Here is a 17,641-nt window from a genome sequence, read left to right as displayed (position 1 = left end):
AATGGCTCTGTGGCGCCTGATTCGATCGGCCCCCGGTTGGCTCTTCCCGCTCGCCGTCGGCCTCCTCGTGCTGTTCCTGCCGGAGTTCGGTCTGGGCTTCGCGCTGTCCCGGCAGGTGCAACTCGCCTGCATCCTCGCGCTGGTCGTCAGCGGCCTCAATCTCAGCCTCGGCTACGCGGGGGAACTCGCGCTCGGCCAGGCCGCGATGTACGCGGCCGGGGCGTACACCGCCGGGCTCATGTCGATCGCCGGATACACGGACATCGTGCTGCAGTTGGCCGCCTCGGGGCTGGTGGCGCTCGCGGTGGGCATCGTCACCGGAATCCCGGGATTGCGGCTCGGCAGTTGGTCATTGGCGATGACGTCGTTCTTCCTCGTCCTCCTCGTGCCGGACATCATCGCCGTCTTCGGCGACACCACCGGCGGCCGCAACGGACTCAGCGGGATCGAACCGGCCACCCTGTTCGGTGAGGCGATCGACGCCGACCGGTTCTACATGGTGGTCGTCATCGTCGCGATCCTCTGGTTCGCGGTCCTGCGCAACCTGGTGGCCTCCCGGCACGGCATTGCGTTCCGCACCCTCAAACAGAGCCCCGTCCTCGCGTCCTCGGTGGGCATCTCGGTGTTCCGGATGAAGCTTCTCGGCTATGCGATCGGCGCGTTCCCCGCCGGCCTCGCGGGCGCCCTGTTCGCGAACATCGACATGTACGTCTCCCCCGAAGCGTTCGGATTCACGTTCGCGACAGCAGTTCTCGCGGCGTGCATCCTCGGGGGCGCGACGAGCGTCTACGGCGCGGCGGTCGGGGCGGCGATCATGCAACTCGGCCCGAACCAGTCGTCCGAGTTCCAGCAGTACGCCCTCGTCTTCTACGGCGGATTCCTGATCCTCGGCGGCGTCCTCCTCAGTGGTGGCCTCGCGAAGGTCGCCAAGCAGGCGACGGCACGGTTGGACCGCGCGGCGGGCCTGACCGGCCGTGGAACACACGCCCGCCCCGGAGGCACGGATCGATCGGCGATGGACCCGATGCCGGGTCGGGTGCTCGTGGTCGACGGCATCTCGAAGGCATTCGGCGGCAACCAGGCACTCGACGACGCATCGCTGCGAGCGGAACCGGGCAGCATCACCGCGCTGATCGGACCGAACGGCTCGGGCAAGACCACGATGCTGAACATGATCTGCGGGTTCTACCGCCCCGACAGCGGTCGAATCCTGATCGGTGACACCGAGGTCCAGGGCAAGGCGCCGGAACGGGTCGCCGGATGCGGCGTGGCCCGAACGTTCCAGACACCCGACATCCCCGACGGCGTCACCGTCCTCGAGGCGGTGGCCTCCGGTCGGTACAGCACCGACCGGGTTTCGATGCTCTCGACCGTCCTGCGGCTTCCCCGTCATCACAGGGTCCGCGCCGCCGACATCGCCGAGGCGGAACGCGCACTCGACGTCGTGGGGCTGTCGCATCTACGCGACGAGACCGCAACCGCACTCCCCCTGGGAATGCGGAGGCTGCTCGAGGTCGCCCGGTCGGTGGTCGCCGCACCGCGGGTCCTGCTGCTCGACGAGGTGGCGTCCGGCCTCGACGAGGACGAGGTGGAGCGCCTTGCCGGCCTGATCCGTCAACTCAGCGACGCCGGCTGCACGATCGTGCTGGTCGAGCACAACTTCCGCCTGGTATTGGCACTCGCCGACACCATCGTCGTGCTCGCTCAGGGCCGCGTGATCGCCGAAGGTCCACCCTCCGAGATCGAACACAACCCTCGCGTACTCAGCGAATACCTCGGCGTCGTCGCCGAGGACACGGAACTGGCCGGAGAGGCGACCTCATGAGCGATCAGACTGCAACACCGCTGCTGAGCCTGCGGAACGTGCAATCCGGATACGGCGACCTGCGGGTGGTGTGGGACGTCTCGCTCGACGTGTGGCCCGGCAAGGTCACCGCACTGCTCGGCCGGAACGGTGCTGGGAAGACCAGCACCCTGCGTGCCATCTCGGGGCTGAACAGGGTGTCCGCCGGGACGATCGAGTTCGACGGCCGCGATATCGCGAAGGTGGCGCCGCACCGGCGGGTCCGCCAGGGAATGGCCTACGTGCAGGAGGGGAAGCGGGTCTTCCACCGGCAGACCGTGGAACAGAACCTGATTCTCGGCGGGTACGTCCGCAGGATGAGACGGTCCGCCGTCCGCGAGGAGGTGGAGCGGATCTACGACCTGTTCCCCGTCCTCGGCGCGAAACGCGGCCTGCTCGCCGGTGCGATGTCCGGCGGGCAGCAGCAGATGCTGGCGATCGGGCAGGCGCTGATGGCGAAACCCACCCTGCTACTGCTCGACGAGCCGTCCGGCGGGCTGGCGCCCGTAATCGTCGGCGAGGTCATGGAACGCGTGAACATTCTCAAGGAGGCCGGGCTGGCGGTGCTCCTCGTCGAGCAGGCCGTCGACGCCGCGATGAGCGTGGCCGATCACGTCACCGTCCTCGACGTCGGACGCGTCGTCATGGACGCGGATGCGGGCGAGATCGACGACAGGGCGGTGATCCGGGACGCCTACTTCGGGCGCGTCGGCTGACGACTAGCCGCCGAGGCGGCGGAACACGAGACGAACCGCGAGCCCCAGGTGCGCCATCACCTCGTCCACCGAGATGCGGCCTGCCACCCAGGACACCAGGCTCGACATCCAGACGTCGCCGATCACGCGGATGGCGTTCAACTGGTCGTCGGAGATCTGCTCGACACCGATGGTCTTGGCGAACATCTCCGTCATCAGGGCGCCGAACGCATCCAGTTCGGCCGAGGCCGACGCGTCCGCGAACATGAACGCACGCACCAGGGCCTCGTACCGCGGCCGGTCCTTCTCGAGGACCTCGGTGTTCTTCCGGAGCACGAACAGGATCCGCTCCGACGGGGTGTCGCCGGGGATGGTGACGTTCTCGAACCGGGACCGCATGCCCTCGAACACCATCAGGAGGCCCATCACCAGCATGTGGTTCTTCGACGGGAAGTACCGGTACACGGTGCCCAGCGCGACGCCCGCCCGATCCGCGATGGCGCGCATCTGCACGGCGTCGTACCCGCCCTCGGAGGCGAGTTCCATCGCCGCGGCGACGATCCGCTGGTAACGCTCCCGCTGCGGGGCCTTGGCCCCGCGCGAGGGCAGCTGCCCGTTGCGGAGCAACGACAACAGCCCGTCGCGGCCCGCCGTCAGCGGCTCTTCAGCAGTGCTCATGGACGTCAGCCTAGCGACAGTCACTTCGCCGGCGTCGCGCGACGGTAGCCCCACGTGAGTGCCAAAGTGTGTTCCCCCACACTTTGGCACTCACGTGGGGTGGGAACGAAAAAACTCCGCTGTCGACGTTCTCGACAACGGAGTTTCTGTGAATCGTGGTGGCCAGGGCCGGGATCGAACCGGCGACCTTCCGCTTTTCAGGCGGACGCTCGTACCAACTGAGCTACCTGGCCGGACGGCACCCGAACCGAATGCCTATCGCATTGTGTTGCCGATACCGTGTATCGGCAACACACTTGCGACCCTGACGGGACTCGAACCCGCGACCTCCGCCGTGACAGGGCGGCGCGCTAACCAACTGCGCCACAGGGCCTTGCTTGTCCTGCTGTGCTCTACAAGTGTAGAGCGTTACTGCGTGTCACTTTTACTGCCGTCGAACCATACCGCATGCTCGACACCGGTCAAACGTACCCCCTACGGGATTCGAACCCGCGCTACCGCCTTGAAAGGGCGGCGTCCTAGGCCGCTAGACGAAGGGGGCCCGTCGGATTTCTCCGAACCAGTACCTCAACGGCGTTCCGTTGGGAGCTTGGATAGCTTAGGACACGGATCGAGAATTTCCCAAATCGCCAGGTCAGACTACGAATCGGGCAGTTCTGACCCGGAATCCGGCCATCCGTCCCGCGCAAACTTCTCCAGCCATTCGGGTGAAGCCATCGCCGCGAGGATCACTTCGAGCGATTCGACGAACCGTGTACCGAGGTCGCCCTCCAGCGCGGTCATGTCGGACATGTACCGCTGGCCGGCGAGAGAGGCCGCCAGGACCCGGGTGAACTTCTCCGGGTCGGCATCGGCGCGCAGCGACCCGTCCCGCTGGGCGCGGATCGCGAACGCGTGCGCGGTGCGCCCCCACACCTGCGAGCCACCGGACTGCACGTCCGGGTAGAACTCGGGTTCGACGATCAGCCGGAACTCGGCCCGCACGATGACGCTCGAATGAAACAGCTTCGCCAGGTCGATCACGAAACCGTGCAGCGCCTCGAAGGGCCCGATGTCCGTGCGACTCGTCCACCTGTCGGTCAGGGCGGTGAATTGCTCCACCCCGGACTGGAGGACGGCGCGGGCGAGTTCTTCCTTCGATTGGAAGTGGAAGTACATCGCCCCCTTGGTGGCGTTCGAGCCCTCGAGGATCGTGTTGACCGACGCCGCCGCATAGCCGCGCTTCGCGAACTCGATCGCGGCCGACTCCACCAGTGCAGCGCGAGTGCGTCGCGCACGCTCCTGCTGACGTGCCATGACGGTGAATCCCTCTCCCAAATGTAGTAACCCCCGCTTTTCGCCCTGCAGGGGCGAGCTTGGAGCCATACATAACAGTATCCCCGTTTTGAAAGAACCAACAGAGCAGTCTTTAGATCATGAAAACTTCCATAAAACAAACCTTGCACCCGTTATTCACCCGAAATCGGACCGCCGCCGAAAACACACCAAGTGGTATAATTTGGGTCGGCTCGGGTGCGCTGCAGGGGGTGCGCACCCGAGCCGACCACTTCCATCCCCCGGCACGGCGCGCCGTGCCGGGGGTGCTGTTCTCTCGGTCACCGTCTGCGCACTAGACTCTGGCCCCGCGCCCCTATAGCTCAGTTGGTAGAGCTACGGACTTTTAATCCGCAGGTCGTAGGTTCGAGCCCTACTGGGGGCACCGTCCTGACCGGTTCATCCTGGTCAGGTAGTGCGATAGACGCGTTCGGAGCGGCGGAGTGGTCACCATGTGACCACCCGTCGACCCGGCGACGTGCTCACCTTGGTCGCGGGATGTCGAGAATCCGCGGCCGGCTCCGTCCCCGCAGTGAACACGGCCACAATGGGCCGTACCTCACCAAGGAGGTTCGCCAGTGGACGAGGCGGCACTGCGCACCCTCACCCCCGCTGTGATCGGGATCCTCGTCCGCCGCGGAGCCGACTTCGCGGAGGCCGAGGATGCCGTGCAGGACGCCCTGGTCGAGGCCGTGCGCGTGTGGCCGGACGACCCGCCGCGGGATCCCAAGGGCTGGCTGGTCACCGTGGCCTGGCGGAAGTTCCTCGACACCGCCCGCGCCCACTCCTCCCGCAGGCAGCGCGAGGAACGCATCGAGGCCGAGCCGGTGCCCGGACCGGCCGAGGCGGTCGACGACACGCTCCAGCTGTACTTCCTGTGCGCGCACCCGTCCCTGACACCGGCATCGTCCGTCGCGCTCACGCTGCGCGCGGTCGGCGGCCTGACGACGCGTCAGATCGCGCAGGCCTACCTGGTTCCGGAGGCGACGATGGCCCAGCGCATCAGCCGGGCCAAGCGGACCGTCTCGGGCGTCCGGTTCAACCAGCCCGGCGATGTCGCCACGGTGCTGCGGGTGCTCTACCTGGTGTTCAACGAGGGGTATTCCGGCGAGGTCGACCTCGCCGCCGAGGCGATCCGGCTCACCCGTCAGCTCGCGGCCGCGATCGACCATCCGGAGGTCGCGGGTCTGCTCGCGCTCATGCTGCTTCACCACGCGCGGCGCCCGGCACGGACCGGCCCCGACGGCAGCCTCGTACCCCTCGCCGAGCAGGACCGCAGCCTGTGGGACACCCGTCTGATCGCCGAGGGCGTCGACATCCTCCAGGCGGCCCTGGCCCGCGACCGCCTGGGCGAATTCCAGGCCCAGGCCGCCATCGCCGCGCTCCACGCCGACGCCCGGACGGCCGAGGAGACCGATTGGGTGCAGATCGTCGAGTGGTACGACGAACTGGTGCACCTCACCGACAGCCCGGTGGCCCGCCTCAATCGGGCCGTCGCGGTCGGCGAGGCCGACGGCCCGCGCGCCGGGCTGGCCGCACTCGCGGCGCTGGACGACGCACTGCCCCGTCACACCGCGGTCGCGGCGTATCTCCGCGAGCGGGACGGCGACCTGGCAACGGCGGCACGGCTCTACGCGGAGGCGGCCGACAAGGCGCCCAATCTCCCCGAACGAGACCACCTCACGCGTCAGGCCGCCCGACTCAACGCGCTACTGCGGAGCTGAGCGGCACTCACCCGCGGCGCGGCGCGTCCTCCACCGAGGACACCCGGATCAACCGCCGAACGGCCTCGACGGCGGTCTGCCGCCGCTGCGCCACCGTGCGTTCCCCTGACTTCTTGCCGCCCGGCGCGGTGGCCAGCGATCGGACGACGTCGGTGATCACGAGCAGTAGTTCGCCTGCGTTCCACGACGGATCGACGAACCCCTCCTGCTGCCCTCGGCGAATCTCGGCGGCCTTGGGCCGCAGGGTGACGATCCGCGCGTCGCTGTCCGCGATCTGTTCCCGCATCTCGAGGTCGGCCCACTCCTGCAGCCGTGCGTTCTCGGGGTGCGCCACGTAGTCGTCGAACAAGCGGCCCGCATACCCCGGCAGATCGTCGCCCCGCAGTGCCGTCTGCTCCGTCGTCTCCACGATCCATTGCTGGATGACGGCGTCGAACAGCGCTTCCTTGCTGTCGAAGTACGCGTACAGGCGGTCCTTGCTCGCCCGGGCCGCCTCCGCGATGCGGTTGATCCGGGCCCCGGCGACTCCGTAGCGGGCGAATTCGTCCTTGGCCGCGGCGAGGATCCGGTCGCGCGTGGCTTCTCCCGCTGATCGCATGCCGACATCCTAAATTGCCCGTTGCCGAACCATTTGGTTCGGCGTAGCCTGCGCAGTTGACGAACAATCTGGTTCGGAAACTCTTCGACCTTCCCGTCCGCACGAGAACCCGAGGTACGACCATGAACATCGATCAGGCCCGCAGCACGTTCCACGAGCTTCGACAGCGCGACGCCGGCGTCTCCCCCGACGAACTCGACGCCGTGTGGGCGGCACTCGACACCGTGCGGGCCGAGGACATCCTCGGCAGCTGGAAGGGCGACGACTTCGCCACCGGGCACCGCCTGCACGACAAGCTGGTCGCGAGCCGCTGGCACGGAAAGACGTTCCACTCCCTCGAGGACGCGAAACCGTTGATCTGCCGGGACGCAGACGGGAACCTCTATTCCGACGTCGAGGGCGGCAACGGCGAGGCCAGTCTGTGGAACATCGAGTTCCGGGGCGAGGTCACCGCCACCATGGTGTACGACGGCGCCCCCATCTTCGATCACTTCAAGAAGGTCGACGACTCGACCCTCATGGGCATCATGAACGGCAAGTCCGCACTGGTCCTCGACGGCGGCAGGCACTACTACTTCCTGCTCGAAAGAGACTGAGCCCCAATGCAGGTCACCGCAGCGCTCTCCCTCGGTCCCGAGTCTCCGTTCACGCTGGAGACGGTCGAACTCGACGAGCCCCGCGCGGACGAGGTTCTGGTGCGGGTCGTCGCCACCGGCCTGTGCCACACGGACCTCGTCACCAAGGCGGCACTCCCCACCGCCGCCGGTCCGGCCGTCCTCGGGCACGAAGGTGCCGGGATCGTGGTCGACGTCGGGGCACGCGTGAGCGGGATAGCGCCCGGCGATCATGTGATTCTCAGCTACCGCCACTGCGGTGACTGCGACCAATGCCGAAGTGCGGGTCCGGCGTACTGCGTCGACGCGCACCGCCTGAACAGTTCGGGCAGGCGTGTGGACGGTTCGGCCACCGTCACCCGGAACGGCGAACCGGTGCGCGCCGCCTTCTTCGGCCAGTCCAGCTTCGCCGACCACGTTCTCGCGACGGCCGACAACATCGTCGTCGTCGACGAGTCCGTCGACCTGGCCGCCGCGGCGCCGCTCGGCTGCGGGTTCCAGACGGGTGCCGGTGCGGTACTGAACGTGCTCCGGCCCGGCAGCGATTCGAGTGTGGTCGTCTTCGGCGCGGGCAGCGTCGGGTTCGCTGCGCTGCTCGCCGCCCGATCAAAAGGTGTCGCAACAATTTTCGCGGTCGATCCAGTGCCCGCGCGGCGTGCGCTCGCGGCGGAGTTCGGTGCGGTCGCGCTCGATCCCGGGACGCAGGACGTCGTCGCGGCGATCCGCGCGGGGACCGGCGGCGGCGCCACCCACACCCTGGACACGACGGGGATCCCCGCCGTCATCGGTCAGGCGCTGTCGTCGCTGCGGGCGCGAGGCAGCGCGGTGGTCGTCGGACTGGGCACACCCGAAGTGGCGGTGAACATTCAGGACCTGATGCTGAACGGCAAGACCCTCCGCGGCTGCGTCGAGGGCGATTCGTCCGTGCAGCAGTTCATTCCGCAGTTGCTGGCGTTGCACGCCGAGGGGAGGTTCCCGTTCGACCGTCTCGTCACCGAGTACCGGTTCGAGGACATCAACCGCGCCGTCGCCGATCAGGCTGCGGGGACGGTGATCAAACCCGTGCTCGTGTGGTGAATTGTCAGGGCGCGGCGGGTGACGGCCCGTCGCCGACCTGCCCGTCTTTCGCTTTCGTGTCCCCGCGCATCTCGGCGAGATCCTCACCGCGCTTGCGGTACGTGAAGCTGACTCCGGCGACGCCGAGGAACAGCACCACCCCGATGATGGCGCCGGCGAGCGACGCACCGCGGAATCCGGGCGCGTCGACGTCCATGATCCGTTCGCCGGCGTGCGCCGCGCTGTTGCCGCCGAGCACCACGCTGAGCGTCAGCAGATTGGGCAGCACCACAAGGACTCCGAGGATCAGCAACACGATCTGCACGGGCTTGAACCGGCGCTTGCGGAACAACCGCCACGCCCCGCGGAACAGCAGCAGGGGCAGCAGCGTGCACAGGGTGCCGAACAAGAGTCCCCACAGGATGCCGCCGCCGAAGCTGCCATCCGCCATCCCGCCCACGTTCTGCGCCCACGCCCGCGGGAGGTACGCCGCGAGGATGAAATACGCGATGACCAGCACCACCAGGAGGACGGCGATCCCGATGGCCTTCTTGGCCCACGACGGCAGTCCCGACTTCGCCGGCGTGGTGGTGGATGCGCTGTTGTCGGTCGTCATGACTGGTCTCCCTGCGTCGGCAACGGTTCTTCGTCCAGCACCTGCTTCGCCAGTCGCTTCGGCGCGACGAGCGTGTACGACGTCCTGATCCACTCACGCAGCTGTTCCCACCGGGGCCCGTCCGCGTCCGCGACGTCCACTGCGATCCAGCCGTGTCTACCGAGACCGTATCCCGCGGGCTCAGCCCCCGGTTCCGTCGCGACCACCGCTTCTGCCTCGTCGACGGTGAGCTTCACCGTCAACCGGGTGGCGTCCACGTCGCTGAACACGAAGTTCTTGCCCCGCACCCGGAACGTCGGGTGCCCGTCCCACTGGGCGATGTCCACCCGTACGGCTTCGGGCAATTCGGCGGCGATCTGTTCGAGGCGGCTCATGTTGTTGCCCATGTGACGATTGTCGGCAGCACCCCGACCGACCGCAACAGGCATATCGGACATACGGGATTCACTAATGTCGGAAGTCCGGGGGTTTCGACGAAGAGCCCCATGACGAGGCAGGCATCCATGGCATCGATCGACGACCTTCTGTCCCAGATTCCGATCAACCAGATCGCCCGGCAACTCGGCGTCGACGAGGCCACCGCCGAGACCGCAGTGAAGTCGGCGCTGCCGACGCTCGTCGGCGGGCTCGGCGCCAACGCCGAGGACCCGGACGGCGCCGCGTCCCTGCAGAGCGCGCTGCACGATCACCGCGGCACGACGCTGCTGGACGGCGGAATCGACATCGACCAGGTCGACACGGACGACGGCGACAAGATCGTGTCCAACATCTTCGGCGGCGAACGTGACCAGGTGGCGAGCACACTCGGCGGGGTCGGCGGCGGCAGCGGAGTGGGCAGCGACCTCATGAAGCAGTTGCTGCCGATCCTCGCGCCGATCGTGCTGGCGTACATCGCCAAGCAGGTGACGGGCGGCGGTTCCGCTCCGCAGGCGCAGCCGCAAGATGCGGGCCAGGCAGGCGGAGGTCTCGGGGACGTACTGGGCGGACTCCTCGGAGGCGGCGGCGGTTCCGGCGGGCTCGGCGGGGTTCTCGGTGGCCTGCTCGGGAAGGGTGCGGGCGGCGGACTGGGCGACATGCTCGCCGGACTGCTCGGCGGCGGAAAGAAGTAGCGAGACGGGGCGGCGGGTCACCGCCGCCCCGCAGGGTGTCGATATTCACACCTGGGGTGGATCGAATTCCCAGGAGACTCGGAGCCGGACGAAGCGCCTCCTACGCAACCGTCGACACGGCTCGAGTTAGGGCGGGGAATCTGTGGAGACCCACAAATCTGTGATCGTCCACAACTGCCCGCGCGTCGCTGTGATGATCTCTCCCTGGGATGATTACGCTGGTCACCGCACACGCAACCTCATCAGTACACTGTCATGTAACGGTTCGCCGCGTGGCGGCGACACATCCCGGAAGGTCCATTACGGATCGGTAACTTCGACGGTTCCCGGGCCGCCGACGGCGTTTACCAACCTACTTACGGTGCCGTAGGCTGAACAAAGTCAAATTTGAGCTACTGGAGGCATTACACATGGCGAGGGACCTGACCCAACTCGAACTGCTGCAGGAGTTGTCGCCGGTTGCAGAAGAGAACGTCAACCGCCACCTCTCCATGGCCAAGGAATGGCACCCCCACGACTATGTTCCGTGGGACGAGGGGCGCAACTTCGCCGCGATGGGCGGCACCGATTGGGACCCCGAGCAGTCGCAGCTCGACGAGGTCGCCAAGGCCGCGATGATCACGAACCTCCTCACCGAGGACAACCTGCCGTCGTACCACCGCGAGATCGCGGAGAACTTTTCCCAGGACGGCGCATGGGGAACATGGGTCGGTCGCTGGACCGCCGAGGAGAACCGTCACGGGATCGTGATGCGCGATTACCTCGTCGTGACCCGCGCCGTCGACCCCGTCCAGCTCGAGCAGTTCCGCATGGAGCACATGACGAACGGCTTCGCCTCCCCCGCCGACGTCGACGCAGGCTTCCTCCACTCCGTCGCGTACGTCACGTTCCAGGAACTCGCCACCCGTGTGAGCCACCGCAACACCGGCAAGGCGTGCAAGGACCCGATCGCCGACAAGATGCTGCAGCGCATCGCGGCCGACGAGAATCTGCACATGATCTTCTACCGCAACATGTGTGGTGCGGCCCTCGACCTCGCGCCCGACCAGGCGCTCGAGGCCGTCAACATGATCGTCCAGAACTTCCAGATGCCGGGCGCCGGTATGCCGAACTTCCGGCGCAACGGTGTGCTCATGGCCAAGCACGGCATCTACGACTTGCGTCAGCACCTCGAAGAGGTCGTGATGCCCGTCCTGCGCAAGTGGAACATCTTCGAGCGGAACGATTTCACCGCCCGCGGCGAGGAGATCCGCGAGAGCCTCGGCAAGTTCCTCGAGAACCTCGAGGGCCAGGCCACCAAGTTCGAGGAGCAGCGCGACCGCATGCTGGCCCGCGAGGCCAAGAAGCGCGAGCAGAAGGCTTCCTGACCTAAACAGTTATCCTGTGCCCGGTACCGGATTCGGTACCGGGCACAGTTTTTTCCAGCACTTTCCCAGAGGTCGTCAATGTCATCCCTTCGTATCGGATCGCTCGAGCTGCGCAGTCCGGTGGTTCTGGCCCCCATGGCCGGGATCACCAACGTCGCCTTCCGCACGCTGTGCCGTGAGCTCGAGACGGAACGCGCGGGCAGCACGTCCGGCCTGTACGTCTGCGAGATGGTGACCGCGCGTGCGCTGGTCGAGCGGCAGCCCGCGACCCTGCACATGACGACGTTCGGCCCGACCGAGACGCCACGGTCCCTGCAGCTGTACACCGTCGACCCGGACACCACGTACGCGGCGGCCAAGATGATCGTGGACGAGAACATGGCCGACCACATCGACATGAACTTCGGCTGCCCCGTCCCCAAGGTGACCCGCAAGGGTGGCGGTGCGGCGCTGCCGTACAAGCGCACGCTGTTCGGCCGGATCGTCGCGGCGGCCGTGAAGGCGACCGAGGGCACCGACGTCCCGGTGACCGTCAAGTTCCGCGTCGGCATCGACGCCGAGCATCACACGCATCTCGACGCCGGCCGGATCGCCGCCGGGGAGGGCGCCGCCGCCGTCGCGCTGCACGCGCGTACCGCCTCGCAGCGGTACTCCGGCACGGCCGACTGGAACGAGATCGCCCGGCTCAAGGAACACGTCACGGACGTGCCCGTCCTCGGGAACGGCGACATCTTCGCGGCCGAGGACGCGGCCCGCATGATGGAGCAGACCGGGTGCGACGGCGTCGTCGTCGGACGCGGGTGCCTCGGCAGGCCGTGGCTGTTCGCGGAGCTGAGCGCGGCACTGAACGGAAAGCCGCAGCCCACTCCGCCCAACCTCGGCGAGGTGGCCACGATCATCCGCAGGCACGCGGAACTCCTCGCCGATCACCACGGCGAGGACAAGGGCCTGCGCGAACTGCGCAAGCACGTGTCCTGGTACCTGCGGGGCTTCCCCGCCGGGTCCGAACTGCGGGTCGCGATGGCCCTCGTGAGCAAACTCACCGAACTCGACGACCTCCTCGTCCAGCTCGATCCGACCATCCCGTTCCCCAAGGACGCCGAGGGTCCGCGCGGGCGGCAGGGATCGCCCGGCACGGTCGCCCTCCCTGAGGGGTGGCTCGACGACCCCGACGACTGCCTGGTGCCCGCCGGCGCCGACCTCATGCATTCCGGTGGTTAGCAGCGCGAACGCGCGTCACCTCGCTACTTGTGGGGAGCCTCGACGTTCGATAAGTACTATGGCTGGAATCCGTCGGGGCCGACGGAGGTCCGAGTCGGCGGAGAGGTCAGGTTGCATCGGTGGGTGATGATCACAGTGCGGACTCACCGACTCCCGAATCCCGCGCCCCCTGGGAGCGTCCTCTAGCGGATCCCAGCTACCGGGAAGCCCAGTCGGGGCGGCCGCGGCGACTCCCACCGCGACAGCCACCTCCCGAACGGCGGCCTCCCGAACCGCCCGCAGCCCCCGAGCACCGTGCACCGGTGGAACGCACCGAACCGTCGCGCCACGACAGCGGCCGGATCGGCCGCCGGGCCGCGGGCGGACCCACCGAGGCGCTCTCCGTCGCCGACCTGGTGAAGAAGGTCGCCGAGGACGACGCGAGCGATCCGGAGAAGACGGAGACGATTCCCCCGATCGACGAGCGGCAGCCGCCGCCTCCCGGGGTTCCGCCGCGCAAGACCCCACCGGCAGCGCCGCCGGCAGCCCCGCCGTCGGAGCCGCCGCAGAGCACGCCCGAACCCGAACGGGTCGCAGATTCCGCCGAGACCACCGCGGTACCGCAGGTGGTCGGCAACCCGGGCACCACACGCCTGGCCCTCAACAAGACCCGCAAACGCAAGCGTCTGCGCGCAGCGGGACGCGCCGTCGTCGCGCTCGTCGCGGTGGTCGCACTCGCCGGAACCGGCATCGTCTGGGGCTACCTGCGCTCCACCGAGGGCAAGTTCGACCAGATCGCGGCACTCGACACCGAGTCGACCGACATCGTCGACGCCGTCGGGCAGACCGGTGACGAGACCTACCTCATCGTCGGCACCGACACCCGCGCCGGCGCGAGCGGCGAGGTCGGCGCCGGAACCATCGACGACGCCGAGGGCTCCCGCGCCGACACGGTGATGCTCGTCAACATCCCCGCCGACCGGAGCCGGGTGGTCGCGGTGTCGTTCCCCCGCGACCTCGACGTCGAGCGACCCGTCTGCCAGGGCTGGGACAACGACAGCGGCAGCTACACCGGCGAGACCTTCCCCGCCGCCGACGGCGACAAACTCAACGCCACGTACGCTCTCGGCGGACCGAAATGCCTGGTGAAGGTGATCCAGAAGATGTCGGGCCTGAAAATCGGCCACTTCGTCGGCATGGACTTCGCCGGCTTCGAGTCGATGGTCAACGAGATCGGCGGGGTCAAGGTCTGTACCACCCAGCCACTCGAGGACGACGTACTCGGCACCGTTCTGCCGCAGGCGGGCACCCAGATGCTCGACGGCAAGACGGCACTGAACTTCGTCCGCGCCAGACACGTCGAGGCGGAGGGCAACGGCGACTACGGGCGCATCAACCGGCAGCAGAGATTCCTCTCCGCCCTGCTGAGGGGCGCCCTGTCCAGTCAGGTGCTGCTCAATCCCGGCAAACTGAACGGTTTCATCAACGCGTTCACCCGCGACACGTTCGTGGAGAACATCGACACGAAGTCGCTGGTCACGCTCGGGCGCTCACTGCAGAACGTCGACGCGGGCGCGGTCACCTTCCTGACCGTGCCCACCGCGGGCACCACCGAGTGGGGCAACGAGATTCCCCGCACCGACGACATCAAGGCCATCTTCCGGGCCATCATCGACGACGAGGCGCTGCCCGGCGAGAAGCGGGCGGAACCGTTGCCCTCGAACGCCCCCGAACCGCAGGCCGCGCCGCCCGCCCCGGAGACGGTCCAGGCCGTCGACCCGTCCAGCGTGACCGTGCAGGTGTCGAACGCATCGGGTGAGTCGGGGCTGGCCGCGACCGTCGCCGACAATCTCGCCGCCGAGGGCTTCCAGATCTACAACGTCGGCAACTACACGGGCACCAGCAGCGAGACCGTCATCCGGTTCTCGCCGGGCCACGAGGCCGAGGCGGCGACCCTGGCGTCGTCGTTCCCGGGTGCGGTGCTCGAGGCGACCACCGGACTCGGAACGGTCGTGGAGGTCGCGCTCGGTTCGAGCTTCTCCGGGACCGTGCAGACACCGAGTCCGATCGACACTCCGCTGAACGTGTCGGACGTGCGAATCGGCCAGCCGGAGGACGCGGAAATCCCCGCGGACCTGGCGGTTGTGAACGCAGGCGACACGTCCTGCGATTGAGCGCACGCTCAGCAGCGTCGTTCACCCTGCGTTCACCGTGTGATCGTGACTTGGTTTCCCGTGCACCGTAGGCTGTGACCTCATGCGCGTGGCTTACAACGAACAGATGACCGAGCTTGCCGACCTTCTCGGTGAGATGGCGGGGCTTGCGGGGGTCGCCATGGAGCGAGCCACCCAGTCGCTGCTCCAGGCAGACCTCTCGCTCGCCGAGCAGGTCATCGGCGAGCACGACAAGATCACCGAGCTCAGCACCATCTGCGAGGAGCGGGCGTTCGCCCTCCTCGCCCTGCAGGCACCGGTCGCCGGCGACCTCCGCTCCGTCGTCAGCGGAATCCAGATCGTCGCCGACATCGACCGGATGGGTGCGCTGGCGCTCCACGTCGCCAAGATCGCGCGCCGCCGACATCCCAACCACGTGCTCCCCGAAGAGGTCAACGGCTACTTCGCCGAGATGGGGCGCATCGCCGTCTCCATCGGCGCCGCCGCCCGCGAAGTCCTCGAGACGCGCGACCCCGAGCGTGCCGCGCGCCTGCGCGAAGAGGACGAGGCGATGGACGACCTCCACCGGCACCTGTTCACCGTGCTCATGGACCGCGAGTGGAAACACGGCGTGGCCGCCGCCGTCGACGTCACCCTGCTCGGCCGCTTCTACGAGCGTTTTGCCGACCACGCCGTCGAGGTGGGCCGCCGGGTGATCTTCCTGGTCACCGGCAAGCTGCCCGACGACACCGAGACCGCCGTGAAAGACGCCGACAACCTCACGTCCTACCCGGAACTGTAGAACTCCCCCAACACTTTTCGAACGAACGGGACGCTCGTACGGTCTGACCGTGCGAGCGTCCCGTTCGTTCGCTGGAAGTCGTCCATACGATAAGAACGCCCCGGCCGAAGATCCGGCCGGGGCGTTCTCCTCGGTGTGCGTTATCCGAAGCGGCCCGAGATGTAGTCCTCGGTGGCCTTCTGCGTCGGGTTGGAGAAGATCTTCTCGGTGTCGTCGATCTCGACGAGACGTCCCGGCTTGCCGGTGGCCTCGAGGTTGAAGAACGCGGTCTGGTCACTCACACGCGCGGCCTGCTGCATGTTGTGGGTGACGATCACGATGGTGAAGTCCTTCTTCAGCTCCGTGATGAGGTCCTCGATCGCGAGGGTCGAAATGGGGTCGAGCGCCGAGCAGGGCTCGTCCATCAGCAGGACATCGGGCGAGACGGCGATGGCCCGGGCGATGCACAGACGCTGCTGCTGACCGCCGGAGAGTCCGCCACCGGGCTTGTCGAGACGGTCCTTGACCTCGTTCCACAGGTTCGCGCCGCGCAGCGACCGCTCGGCCACCTCGTCGAGACGCTTCTTGCTGCGCTCGCCCTGCAACTTGAGGCCGGCCACCACGTTGTCCTTGATGGACATCGTCGGGAACGGGTTGGGACGCTGGAACACCATACCGATCGTCTTGCGGACGCCGACCGGGTCGATGCCGGAACCGTAGATGTCCTCACCGTCGAGGAGGATCGAACCCTCCACGCGCGCACCGGGAGTCACCTCGTGCATGCGGTTCAGCGAACGCAGCACGGTCGACTTGCCGCAACCGGACGGACCGATGAACGCGGTCACGTTCCGCGGGGGGACCGACAGCCCGACATCGGCGACGGCGTGGAACTTGCCGTAGTAGATGTTGACGTCCTTGAGATCCAGACGCTTGGCCATTACCGGCTCCCTACTGATTGATGTACGAACTCGAGTGTATGTGTCACTTGCTGCGGACCTGTGAGAAGTGGCCGACGACCTTGGCCGCGATGTTGAGGACGGCGATCAGGAGGATCAGCGTCAGCGCCGCGCCCCAGATGCGGTTGGTACCGGCATCGGTCGGGTTGTTCATCTCGGCGACCATGACGCCGGGCAGGGTGCCCATCTCGCCGCCGAACAGGTTGAAGTTGATGAACGGTGCGTACCCCACCAGGATCAGCAGCGGAGCAGTCTCGCCCATCACGCGGGCCAGCGCCAGCATGACGCCGGTGATGATGCCCGGCAGCGCGGTGGGCAGCACGATCTTGGCGATCGTCTTCCACTTCGGAACGCCCAGCGCGTACGACGCCTCGCGCAGGTCCTGTGGCACGATGCGGAGCATCTCCTCCGTGCTGCGGACGACGACGGGCACCATCAGCAGGACCAGGGCGAGCGCCACCGCGAACCCGGACTTCGGGAAGCCGAACGTCGCGATCCACAGGGCATAGATGAACAGGGCGGCCACGATCGACGGGACACCGCTGAGGATGTCGACCATGAACGTGGTCAGCTTCGCCAGCCGCGACTTCCGGTCGGCGTACTCGACGAGGTAGATCGCGACGAACAGTCCGAGCGGGATGGACAGCACCGCGCAGACGAGTCCCTGCAGGATCGTGCCGATCAGCGCGTGGTAGATACCGCCGCCCTCGGCCGACGACGTGAGTCCGCTGAGCGAGTGGGTGAACCAGGTGGCCGACGTCAGGGCGGGAATACCCTTGACGACGGCGGTGATCAGGACCCACACCAGCGGAACCAGGGCGACGAGCACTGCCAGCGTCACGAGAACGGTGGCGGTGATATCGGTGATGCGCCGCCGGGTACCGACACCCCGGAAGGTGGGTGCCTTGACCGGCTTGTCGAGTGTCGCGGTCATGGG

At 67.5% G+C, this 17,641-nt stretch carries 17 protein-coding genes and 4 tRNA genes; 11 read left to right on the top strand and 10 right to left on the bottom strand.

The genetic code is table 11. From position 1 onward, the window contains the following. The first annotated feature begins 1 nt into the window (after position 1). Both CJ179_RS26260 and CJ179_RS26255 read left to right on the top strand, forming a co-directional pair. Complete coding sequence (locus tag CJ179_RS26260) at positions 2-1,825, top strand: ATP-binding cassette domain-containing protein (RefSeq protein ID WP_095863333.1); 1,824 nt, start codon at positions 2-4, stop codon at positions 1,823-1,825. After that, positions 1,822-2,559, top strand: a complete 738-nt coding sequence (locus tag CJ179_RS26255; protein WP_095863332.1) for an ABC transporter ATP-binding protein — start codon at positions 1,822-1,824, stop codon at positions 2,557-2,559. Before CJ179_RS26260 ends, CJ179_RS26255 begins: the two co-directional genes overlap by 4 nt. A gap of 3 nt (positions 2,560-2,562) precedes the next feature. On the opposite strand, the gene CJ179_RS26250 is transcribed toward CJ179_RS26255, so the two are convergent. The 5 genes from CJ179_RS26250 to CJ179_RS26230 form a co-directional block, all read right to left on the bottom strand. Beyond that, entirely contained in the window at positions 2,563-3,216 is a 654-nt protein-coding gene (locus CJ179_RS26250; RefSeq protein ID WP_072943071.1) for a TetR family transcriptional regulator, read from the bottom strand. A gap of 156 nt (positions 3,217-3,372) precedes the next feature. Further along, positions 3,373-3,449 (bottom strand) — tRNA-Phe (locus CJ179_RS26245). A gap of 66 nt (positions 3,450-3,515) precedes the next feature. Next, positions 3,516-3,589 (bottom strand) — tRNA-Asp (locus tag CJ179_RS26240). A 95-nt stretch (positions 3,590-3,684) separates the two neighbouring features. Continuing rightward, positions 3,685-3,757 (bottom strand) — tRNA-Glu (locus CJ179_RS26235). A gap of 98 nt (positions 3,758-3,855) precedes the next feature. Further along, positions 3,856-4,512 (bottom strand): TetR/AcrR family transcriptional regulator, encoded by a 657-nt coding sequence (locus CJ179_RS26230; protein ID WP_095863331.1) that lies wholly within the window; start codon positions 4,510-4,512, stop codon positions 3,856-3,858. A gap of 330 nt (positions 4,513-4,842) precedes the next feature. Here CJ179_RS26230 and CJ179_RS26225 point away from each other — a divergent pair. Next, a tRNA-Lys gene (locus CJ179_RS26225) sits at positions 4,843-4,915 on the top strand. A gap of 193 nt (positions 4,916-5,108) precedes the next feature. Further along, positions 5,109-6,254 (top strand): RNA polymerase sigma factor, encoded by a 1,146-nt coding sequence (locus CJ179_RS26220; protein ID WP_072943067.1) that lies wholly within the window; start codon positions 5,109-5,111, stop codon positions 6,252-6,254. 7 nt (positions 6,255-6,261) lie between these two features. On the opposite strand, the gene CJ179_RS26215 is transcribed toward CJ179_RS26220, so the two are convergent. Continuing rightward, positions 6,262-6,852 carry a TetR family transcriptional regulator gene (locus CJ179_RS26215; RefSeq protein WP_095863330.1) on the bottom strand — a complete coding sequence of 197 codons (591 nt, stop codon included), beginning with the start codon at positions 6,850-6,852 and terminating at the stop codon, positions 6,262-6,264. Between the two features lie 122 nt (positions 6,853-6,974). Between CJ179_RS26215 and CJ179_RS26210 the strand changes: the two genes are divergently transcribed. Together CJ179_RS26210 and CJ179_RS26205 are read left to right on the top strand one after the other, a co-directional pair. Further along, positions 6,975-7,448, top strand: a complete 474-nt coding sequence (locus CJ179_RS26210; RefSeq protein WP_095863329.1) for a DUF4334 domain-containing protein — start codon at positions 6,975-6,977, stop codon at positions 7,446-7,448. Positions 7,449-7,454: 6 nt separating this feature from the next. After that, the gene (locus CJ179_RS26205; RefSeq protein WP_072943061.1) at positions 7,455-8,543 is read left to right on the top strand and encodes an NAD(P)-dependent alcohol dehydrogenase; all 1,089 of its coding nucleotides are present in this window, start codon (positions 7,455-7,457) and stop codon (positions 8,541-8,543) included. A 4-nt stretch (positions 8,544-8,547) separates the two neighbouring features. Here CJ179_RS26205 and CJ179_RS26200 read toward each other — a convergent pair whose 3' ends face one another. Both CJ179_RS26200 and CJ179_RS26195 read right to left on the bottom strand, forming a co-directional pair. Further along, positions 8,548-9,138 (bottom strand): hypothetical protein, encoded by a 591-nt coding sequence (locus tag CJ179_RS26200; protein ID WP_072943059.1) that lies wholly within the window; start codon positions 9,136-9,138, stop codon positions 8,548-8,550. Further along, entirely contained in the window at positions 9,135-9,575 is a 441-nt protein-coding gene (locus tag CJ179_RS26195) for an MmcQ/YjbR family DNA-binding protein (protein WP_083395621.1), read from the bottom strand. The genes CJ179_RS26200 and CJ179_RS26195 overlap by 4 nt, the downstream gene beginning before the upstream one ends. 66 nt (positions 9,576-9,641) lie before the next feature. On the opposite strand from CJ179_RS26195, the gene CJ179_RS26190 reads away from it, so the two are divergent. The 5 genes from CJ179_RS26190 to phoU all read left to right on the top strand — a co-directional run bounded on the left by CJ179_RS26190 (position 9,642) and on the right by phoU (position 15,769). Continuing rightward, a complete protein-coding gene (locus CJ179_RS26190; protein ID WP_095863328.1) occupies positions 9,642-10,247 on the top strand; it encodes a DUF937 domain-containing protein in 606 nt (201 codons plus the stop codon). Between the two features lie 410 nt (positions 10,248-10,657). Next, positions 10,658-11,614: an acyl-ACP desaturase gene (locus CJ179_RS26185; protein WP_072943056.1), complete on the top strand. Its 957-nt coding sequence runs from the start codon at positions 10,658-10,660 to the stop codon at positions 11,612-11,614. 78 nt (positions 11,615-11,692) lie between these two features. After that, a complete protein-coding gene (dusB, locus tag CJ179_RS26180) occupies positions 11,693-12,835 on the top strand; it encodes a tRNA dihydrouridine synthase DusB (RefSeq protein WP_072943055.1) in 1,143 nt (380 codons plus the stop codon). Positions 12,836-12,954: 119 nt separating this feature from the next. After that, the gene (locus CJ179_RS26175; protein WP_095863327.1) at positions 12,955-14,988 is read left to right on the top strand and encodes an LCP family protein; all 2,034 of its coding nucleotides are present in this window, start codon (positions 12,955-12,957) and stop codon (positions 14,986-14,988) included. Positions 14,989-15,070: 82 nt separating this feature from the next. Beyond that, positions 15,071-15,769, top strand: coding sequence for a phosphate signaling complex protein PhoU (gene phoU, locus CJ179_RS26170; protein WP_015888704.1), 699 nt, complete (start codon positions 15,071-15,073; stop codon positions 15,767-15,769). A gap of 140 nt (positions 15,770-15,909) precedes the next feature. Here the strand turns inward: phoU and pstB are convergent, their stop codons facing one another. Together pstB and pstA are read right to left on the bottom strand one after the other, a co-directional pair. After that, entirely contained in the window at positions 15,910-16,686 is a 777-nt protein-coding gene (gene pstB, locus CJ179_RS26165; protein ID WP_015888703.1) for a phosphate ABC transporter ATP-binding protein PstB, read from the bottom strand. Between the two features lie 43 nt (positions 16,687-16,729). Beyond that, positions 16,730-17,638 carry a phosphate ABC transporter permease PstA gene (gene pstA / locus CJ179_RS26160; protein ID WP_072943053.1) on the bottom strand — a complete coding sequence of 303 codons (909 nt, stop codon included), beginning with the start codon at positions 17,636-17,638 and terminating at the stop codon, positions 16,730-16,732. Between the last annotated feature and the right edge of the window lie 3 nt (positions 17,639-17,641).

The sequence above is a fragment of the Rhodococcus sp. ACS1 genome (genome assembly GCF_002300155.1).
GTDB lineage: Bacteria > Actinomycetota > Actinomycetes > Mycobacteriales > Mycobacteriaceae > Rhodococcus_F > Rhodococcus_F koreensis.
This window is presented reverse-complemented; position numbering and strand designations above follow the sequence as displayed.